Genomic DNA, 434 nt, shown 5'->3' with positions numbered 1-434 from the left:
CGCAGGGACCAGCGCGCCGTGTCGGCCAGCGGGATCAGCCGGCGCTCCAGGGTGCAGCGGTCCTTCGCCTCGGTGAACCAGCTCAGCAGTTCCGCGGTGTCGTGCAGGGCGCGGCCGCCGGGCTGCCAGGAGGCGGCGAGCGCGGCCGAGACGGGCACGGCGGCCGCCAGGCCGAGAAGGGTACGTCGGGAGAGCGCCATGATTTTCTCCGCACTCGAGAGCCGTCGGCTTCTCGTGAGTCGTGGAAAGGTTTTCGAAAATCACTTCGTCTAGCTCTGTTCGAGCAAGCTAGGTTTCGGGCTGATGCGGTGTCAAGACGCGTGCACGAGCAGTGCGGCACGGTCATGTCCCTTGTGGAACAAGGGCTTGATCGCCCCGTCTCAGGTCGCCCTCAATCCGAAACTGTTTCGAAATGATCCGGTGAAAGGCGTTGA

1 pseudogene is annotated in these 434 nt (G+C 64.7%); it reads right to left on the bottom strand.

Annotated elements, in window-relative coordinates:
* Positions 1-200 (bottom strand): annotated as a pseudogene (locus LPA54_RS39415) (hypothetical protein); the annotation flags it as partial.
* Positions 201-434: the final 234 nt, after the last annotated feature.

This window comes from Streptomyces sp. DH12 (assembly GCF_020873895.1).
In the GTDB taxonomy this organism is placed as follows: Bacteria; Actinomycetota; Actinomycetes; order Streptomycetales; family Streptomycetaceae; genus Streptomyces.
The sequence above is the reverse complement of the archived record's forward strand: the minus strand, read 5'-3'. Positions and strand labels throughout refer to the sequence as shown.